Genomic DNA, 6,608 nt, shown 5'->3' with positions numbered 1-6,608 from the left:
ACCTAACTGTCTACGCTTAAAGACTAAAGTTACCGTTAGCCCTCCAAGACTCGCTACGAGCGAATGGCTAGTTCTTACTCGGCGGGAGTCCCACCCGCTATATGATACGACCTAGGCTCGGCCGCACACCTGCCCCGTTAGCGGAACAAGAAAAGCGACTGCTCTTTATTGAACAATCTCTCCTGTTAGTAGGACAAAAAGTATCTTAAGGGATAGATATTATAATTCTGATTTTATCTTATTTGCATTTGTAATTGTTTTTTCCACAATGTATTGATAGCCATAGATAATAATTGATAATAATATACAAATAAAATACCAAATGGTATGATTTATTTTTTTAAATTTAAATACACCAAATTTTTCCTACATAGAACCAAGTAGAAAAGCATTAATAATATTCGCAATGGCATTGGTAACGAGGTATTTTAGGAAATTACCGTAAGTTAGTTTAAATATCCATAGCGTTGCTACAAAATACGGTCCTAATATATATGAGAAATCTACATTACCAGGGGAAAATGGATTTTTATTTATCCACCATCTTCTCTTATTTCCGATGACACTAAAGACACTTATAAATAAGTTAATAAAACTTGCTACGGGTAAATACCTTACGAATGATTTTTTATCCATGAACAGAACAGAAAGCCAAGGAATGATTATCATAGCTAAGGAAAATACTTTCTTTTTCTTCATTTTAAACTAACCCCTATTATTTTTTTATATCTTTCCCTGAGCAAACCAATTTTAATTTATCCTTGTTTAATTAACCTGCGAGTTAGCTTAATAAGAAAAAACGCCACCAGTTATGATGACGTCACGCTAAGTACTATAAATATTTCCGTAGGTTCTCCGCTACTTCTTCTTTATCCAGGTGTAAGTACTGTGTTGTCACTGCGAGATTACTATGACCAAGCGCTTTTGATAATTTCAGCAATATTTGCTCCCTTATTCAATAGAGACTTAGCAAAACCACGTCTGAGCGCATGTGGATTAATATTACGTAACCCAAATTCTTTAGAGTACTTATTTAAACGTTTTTGAATGTTATTATGCGTAGGACTATTAGAGATGATTCCGCCTTGTTTCGTGATAAACACGTAATTATTTTGGACACCGTATGCTTGTCTTATCGCATTATTCTGGCGTTCTAACACTGTAAGTAAACGGTGCAGCATATCATCAAATGGCAATAGTAACTGATCGTGGTTTTTCATGATAGAACCATCAAGTCTCAGTAATTTATCCGTGAAGTCTATATGTCTTTTCTCCAGGTGGACGATTGTATTAACACGTATACCCGTTTTAAACATCAATAAAGCCGCTGTAGCGTCTCGTAATTGGACAAAGTCACCTAAGTCTAACAAAGATAATAACGTTCGAATTTCACGCTCTGTGGCGCCTTCTTTGACGTGACTATCAACTCGAATTGTTATCGGCTTCCAAAACTGCGTTTCAATCCATCCATTACTAAAACAACGGGACAAGAACGCCTTCAAACATTTTAAGCGTATTAACTTAGTTTGATTACTGACTTCCATACGTGAAAGCCAATCGTATATGGATTCCGCCTTTATGTCGTCTAAGAATGTCAGTTTCATCATCTCAGCGAAATGATTCACTTGAATCGAATAATCGCTAATTGTCCTAGGGCGATTACCACTGATCTGCATTTGGCGAATAATGGTCGCGAGCGCCTTTTTAGTAGTCATTCGGTCTGATTTGACCGTTGTACGTGGGGTAGGATTTTCGGAGAATAAACCGCTCAAATCATCTGAAACCGATAGAATACTTTTCTGTTTCGTCATAACAAAAAGCCTCCTAAAACGTTAATGAATTATCGTGTGTAAATCGGCATTTGACCGATGCACTGACCGTTTCATTTGACGTCCTAGAAGGCTTATATATAGCGGTTTTTAGTTATGTAGTATGGCGTCCCAGGAGAGATTCGAACTCCCGACCGTACGCTTAGAAGGCGTATGCTCTATCCGGCTGAGCTACTGGGACATTTTTTAATATTAAAGACAAGATTTATTATATTATCCTAATATCTAAAAGTCAACAGCATTTTTCATTTTAAACAAAAAGGGGGAAGCCCCCCACTATGTTTAAAGCGCAAATTCTTGCGCTAGTTTTGTAAGTTCATGACCTGATAGATCAAACACAGACATGTTGATTTGGCCTGTTTGCAAATCAAGGATTACATACGTCTTGTCAAAACGCTCACGCGGGAGGAGGATGCTGCCTGGATTGATAAAAAGCGTGCCGCCAACCACTTCGGCACCTAAGACATGTGAGTGTCCAAAGCAGACAATATTGGCGTGAACTTCCTCTGCTTTATATTTTAAATTCATTAATGTGGACTTTACTGAATAGCGATGGCCATGAGTGATAAAGAATTTCCTGCCCGCTACTTCAGTTGTTGTTTCCAACGGGTACTCGGCGCCAAAATCACAATTCCCCATGACTGTTAAGTAACCGTTGATCGATTTATCAGTTGGCATTAATTGTGAATCACCGCAGTGAATCATTAAATCGACTTCATGTAAGTGCCGCTCCCGGATGATTTCTAGTTCCTTTGTTAAGCCGTGGCTGTCGCTGATTATTAATACCTTGCTCATGACTTATCCGCTCTTTCTAAAATAGAATCTAACATGCTATCAAGTTTTTTTAGCGCATTCGCCCGGTGGCTGAGTTTATTTTTTTCAACTGAAGATAGTTCTGCCATGGATTGGCCTTTTTCTGGCACGTAAAAAACCGGGTCATATCCAAACCCATTTGTTCCACGGCGCGCCTCGAGAATCCGGCCTTCGCACGTGCCTGACACCGTTTTAGTGTCTTGACCAGGTATTGCAATTGCCAGCGCACAATAGAATCTGGCCGTCCTCTTCTCGTCAGGTACTCCTTTTAATTCTGATAACACCTTATCTGTGTTATTTTCGTCGTTTTTTGGCTCACCAGCATAGCGGGCGGAGAAGATTCCGGGTCTGCCCTCTAGCGCATCTACCATTAGCCCTGAGTCGTCGCCTATGACCATTTTATTAAGTGCCCGTGAGATAGCCTCGGCTTTGAGGATGGCGTTTTCTTCAAAAGTTGTTCCTGTTTCCTCGACTTCTGGTAGTTCGGGAAAATCTAGTAGTGTTCTAACTGTGATCCCCCTTAAGGAAAATATCTCCTCGAATTCTCTTGCCTTTCCGGGGTTTTTGGTTGCTATTATGACTTCATTCATATTATCGCCTCTTATTTTATAACTGTGTTTTTTAGAAATTGACAGTAAACTTTGCTTATCCGCCAATAAAATCTTGTTATGCGCTAGTTAACTTCGTTTATCCGCCAGTTAACTCCTTTTATCCGCCAATTAGCATCGCTATCGCCAGTTAACTCCTTTTATCCGCCAATTAACATCGCTTATCCGCCAAATAACATCTCTATCGCCAGTTAACTTCACTTATCCGCCAGTTAACCCCGTTTATCCGACAGTTAACTCTCGTTATCCGCCAGTAAGCTCAATTCATCAACAAATTAACTAATCTTTTCACACAAAAACTCTCTATTTCTTCCTTCTACTCTCGATTTTTTTAATAATATCCTCGCCTAGTGCTGCCTTCTGTTGTTCAAATAACTCCATGAGCCCCTCTTGTGCAGCATGCAGCAGCCCTTGTAATTGGTCATACGAGAAGGTGGACTCTTCCCCCGTTCCTTGCAGCTCAACAAATTCTCCATTCCCTGTCATGACAACATTCATATCCACTTCGGCCTTCGAATCTTCCGCATAGTTTAAGTCTAATACGACCTTTCCACCCGATAGGATCCCGACACTAGTTGCTGCTAAATAATCGGTAATTGGAAATTTCGCAAAATGCTTTTTCTCCGCCAATGAATTTAAGGCTAAGGTGAGCGCCACAAACGCTCCAGTTATCGAGGCTGTCCGTGTCCCTCCGTCCGCTTGGATGACATCACAGTCAATCCAGACCGTTTTTTCACCAATCACACTAAGATCGACAATTGCGCGAAGGGCACGTCCAATGAGCCGCTGAATCTCCATTGTCCTTCCGGAGACTTTTCCCTTTGAGGACTCACGAATGTTTCTTGTTTCTGTCGCCCTCGGCAGCATGGCGTATTCTGCCGTAATCCAGCCTTTCCCCTCTCCTCGCATAAAGTGAGGAACTCTGTCTTCAATACTGGCAGTACAAATAACCTTTGTATTTCCGACCGAAATCAGCACAGATCCTTCTGGATGCATTAAATAATTCGTTTCAATATGTATAGGCCTCAGCTGCAATGGCTCTCTTCCATCAACACGCACACCAATTCCTCCTTATGAAAATCTCTTTTTTTCAAATGGCTGTGTTAAAGGTCATTATTGATATTATAACGATGTTGATTGGAGCGGAAGGCGCGAGACTCCTGCGGGGTACGGAACAGGGGAGACCCCGCAGGCGCTAAAGCGCCGAGGAGGCTCCCCGGACCGCCTGCGGAAAGCGAAGTGCCTGGAGCGGAAATCAACATCCAAGTTTAACACAGTCTTTCAAATAAAGAAGAGGCGGGCATAAAAGCCAACCTCTTTCATGGTCACTATATAGTATATCAAAAATGCTTTTTTAATAACTACCTGTGTTGACTTTTTCTGGGCGAGTTACCGGTTCAGACACCTTTTTACCTTGATCATTTTTGATATCCGCTTTTCCGTTAACCTCCACCGCTACCTTTTCTACCCCCTGCTGCTCCGTTAGCGAAAGAACAAGCATATCTAATAAAGATTGTGAAATTTCTTTCCCCTTAAAGCTGTCATAGATATTACTATTGAAGTTCAACGTTAACGTACCGTTTTCATATTTAGGTGCTTCAAGAAGCTTCACATCTGACATAAATTCAGATACAAGCGTTGATTTCCCACTTGGCCCTTGAATGAGTTGATTAACAACAGCGGCATAATTATCCTTCTCTGTATTGCTAATGCGGCGCGTTACCGGAACATAGTAATAGGAGCCCTCTTCACCGCCAATATAGTAGACGGTTACTGGTTTTGTATTCGTAATATCAGCTACATCATTGGTATCAATATTGATTCCAGTTGCCCTTGAGAGATTCTCACTGATTGGTGTGCCATTGACAGGCATTTCATTCAGTTCGTGGCCATTCATCTTAAGCTTGACCGATTTTACATTATCGAATTGCGTCATCGTCCAGGTGACAGATTGAAGAATTTTCTGTTCATCCTCAGGCTGATAATTCTTGAATTCTTTTGAGAAGTTAACTGTCGCGACGCCATTATCTTTATTAATGTTCACCGAAATCTCTGTATCTTCAGGGAGCACTGCCCTAAAATCATTTGGAAGCAAATCGGTCACTGGACCATTTGCTACCAGATACTCAAGGGCCTGCTTGGCTACTGAAGATGTTTTTGGCAGAGCAAGAGTTTGAGGCACTACATAGCCATCCTTATCAATCAAATAAAGTTCAGTTTTCACTGTGTTCTTAGCCGCCTCTTTTTCTTTCGCGGTTGTTTCTTTACTTACCGTTTCCTTACTTACCGGTCCCTCTTTTACCGTTACGGTTTTCGGCGGATCAATCTTCTTCTGTGTTTCTGTATTGAATAATCCACAGCCAGATAGTAGAACCGTTGAGGTTAACACAGTCATACCAATTATTTTTGCTTTATTTTTAGACACATAATTCCCCCCTAAGACAGTTTGTACTATCATGTATACGAGCCTTAAGAGAAAATAGACCGCCTTAACTAAGAAAATTAGAGTAAATAAAAAAATTTTTTCTATACAAAAGGAGCCCCCTTTAGCAGAAGCTCCTTTTAAAGTTTGATTTTATTTACATTGTGAACGTGGGTACCGAGCCATTGGGAAGCAATTTTTGAAAAAATCCATTTAGAGCCGGTCGTGTAATATTCGTGCTCTGGTTCTTCTTCATCGCTGTCAAGCAAATCATTATATTGGAGAATAGCGCTTATTTCTCTTGCCGTTTCGTCGCCTGAGCTTATGACATGTACCTGCTCACCCATTACCTGTTTAATTAGGGGTTCGAGCAATGGATAATGGGTGCAGCCCAATATTAGGGTATCTAAGTTTTGATCCAAAAGCGGCTGTAAAGATTCATCTACGATTCTCTCAGCAATCGCCCCCGCATATTCGCCGCTCTCTACAAGCGGGACAAATTTCGGACATGCATGACTAGTGACAAAAAGCCTGCTGTTGAGCGACTTTAGCGCCCTTTCATATGCTCCGCTTTTGACTGTTCCGATTGTTCCAATGATTCCAACCCGATAGTTTTTTGTCCGCTTTATGGCGGATCTTGCCCCAGGATTAATAACTCCAATAACAGGAATTCGTAATTCCTTGCGAATCTCGTCCAGTGCAGCAGCGGTAGCTGTATTGCAGGCAATGACAAGCATCTTGATATTCTTTTCGAGCAGGAAATTGGTCAATTCCCAAGTAAACCTCTTTACTTCCTTCCTTGATCGTGGACCATACGGACAGCGCGCTGTATCTCCCAAATAAATAATTTTTTCATTGGGAAGCTGCCTCATTACCTCTTTAGCAACGGTTAGTCCACCGACACCGGAATCTATAACACCGATTGGTTGTTTCAAA

6 protein-coding genes, 1 tRNA gene and 1 pseudogene are annotated in these 6,608 nt (G+C 41.0%); all 8 read right to left on the bottom strand.

Annotated elements, in window-relative coordinates; genetic code table 11:
- Positions 1-366: 366 nt before the first annotated feature.
- Complete coding sequence (locus V7266_RS18255; RefSeq protein ID WP_335469700.1) at positions 367-699, bottom strand: hypothetical protein; 333 nt, start codon at positions 697-699, stop codon at positions 367-369.
- Between the two features lie 133 nt (positions 700-832).
- Positions 833-1,811 (bottom strand): annotated as a pseudogene (locus V7266_RS18250) (tyrosine-type recombinase/integrase).
- Positions 1,812-1,933: 122 nt separating this feature from the next.
- A tRNA-Arg gene (locus tag V7266_RS18245) sits at positions 1,934-2,010 on the bottom strand.
- Between the two features lie 101 nt (positions 2,011-2,111).
- Positions 2,112-2,624: a metallophosphoesterase family protein gene (locus V7266_RS18240; RefSeq protein WP_335469698.1), complete on the bottom strand. Its 513-nt coding sequence runs from the start codon at positions 2,622-2,624 to the stop codon at positions 2,112-2,114.
- Positions 2,621-3,232, bottom strand: coding sequence for an XTP/dITP diphosphatase (locus V7266_RS18235; RefSeq protein WP_335469697.1), 612 nt, complete (start codon positions 3,230-3,232; stop codon positions 2,621-2,623). Before V7266_RS18235 ends, V7266_RS18240 begins: the two co-directional genes overlap by 4 nt.
- 321 nt (positions 3,233-3,553) lie before the next feature.
- Entirely contained in the window at positions 3,554-4,309 is a 756-nt protein-coding gene (rph, locus tag V7266_RS18230) for a ribonuclease PH (RefSeq protein WP_335469696.1), read from the bottom strand.
- Positions 4,310-4,604: 295 nt separating this feature from the next.
- The gene (locus V7266_RS18225; RefSeq protein WP_420491444.1) at positions 4,605-5,675 is read right to left on the bottom strand and encodes a GerMN domain-containing protein; all 1,071 of its coding nucleotides are present in this window, start codon (positions 5,673-5,675) and stop codon (positions 4,605-4,607) included.
- A 137-nt stretch (positions 5,676-5,812) separates the two neighbouring features.
- Positions 5,813-6,607 (bottom strand): glutamate racemase, encoded by a 795-nt coding sequence (racE, locus tag V7266_RS18220; RefSeq protein WP_335469695.1) that lies wholly within the window; start codon positions 6,605-6,607, stop codon positions 5,813-5,815.
- Between the last annotated feature and the right edge of the window lies 1 nt (position 6,608).

The sequence above is a fragment of the Neobacillus drentensis genome, from assembly GCF_036965645.1.
Lineage (GTDB): Bacteria > Bacillota > Bacilli > Bacillales > Cytobacillaceae > Neobacillus > Neobacillus drentensis_D.
Note: the sequence above shows the minus strand (reverse complement) of the source record. Positions and strands in the feature narration are given on the sequence as shown.

What these genes read in the sequence shown, in the direction of transcription:
- V7266_RS18255 (WP_335469700.1), bottom strand. Translation starts at nt 699, where the DNA reads ATGAAGAAAAAGAAAGTATTTTCCTTAGCTATGATAATCATTCCTTGG.
- V7266_RS18240 (WP_335469698.1), bottom strand. Translation starts at nt 2,624, where the DNA reads ATGAGCAAGGTATTAATAATCAGCGACAGCCACGGCTTAACAAAGGAA.
- V7266_RS18235 (WP_335469697.1), bottom strand. Translation starts at nt 3,232, where the DNA reads ATGAATGAAGTCATAATAGCAACCAAAAACCCCGGAAAGGCAAGAGAA.